General features: G+C 63.4%; 1 protein-coding gene. It reads left to right on the top strand.

The window, feature by feature from the left end; genetic code table 11:
* On the top strand, window positions 1–203 hold a 203-nt coding region (locus QL983_RS11370), incomplete at its 5' end, for an IS3 family transposase (protein WP_290153084.1).
* Window positions 204–680 lie beyond the last annotated feature (477 nt).

Raw genomic sequence — 680 nt, 5'->3', positions numbered from 1 at the left:
CGGCAATGGAATCCTTCTTCGCGCTGTTGCAGAAGAACGTGCTGAACCGGCGTCGCTGGCAGTCCTTCGACCAGCTCCGGCTCGCGATCGTGAGCTGGATCGAGCGGACCTATCACCGCCGTCGTAGGCAGGCCCGTCTCAGGAAGCTCACCCCTGTCGAGTTCGAGATGGTTCAATCAGTCCAGGCGGCTGCCGCCGCCTGATAACTCGTGTCAAGCAAACTCATGGCAGACCCCGGGCACCGATGGGACCTGTCAGGTCAGTACCGCGTCACGGTCAGCGTTGTGGTGGTGCACAAGGCGACCCTCTTCAGGGGGGGCGCCTTAGGATGCCGCCAAGGTCCCCAACATGAGCCCAGTTGCTGGTCGTTAGGGGTACCTCGTGTCCCGCGCGGCCGACGCTACCGGCGTTTCAGGCGTCGGCGGCTGCCTAACTTCCCAGACCGACCCAGCTGAGCACGATGGTGGCCAGGAGGGTGAGCACAGCCACTAGGGCGTGTCTGACAATCGTTTGGATTACGCGAGCACCGCCCGCGTCCGCTGCGGCGATCAGCATCTGAAGCACCCGATCCCAGGTGCCTTCTTCGGCCATGCGTCGATACCAGGTCAAGCCCCTCGTGATGGTGTAGCGGTCTGATCCTTCATGGGGGTCAGGCGCTGAGGCCGAGGTTGAGTTCGGTG

It is taken from the genome of Micrococcus sp. APC 4021, from assembly GCF_030407635.1.
Classification (GTDB): Bacteria; Actinomycetota; Actinomycetes; order Actinomycetales; family Micrococcaceae; genus Micrococcus; species Micrococcus luteus.
This window is presented reverse-complemented; position numbering and strand designations above follow the sequence as displayed.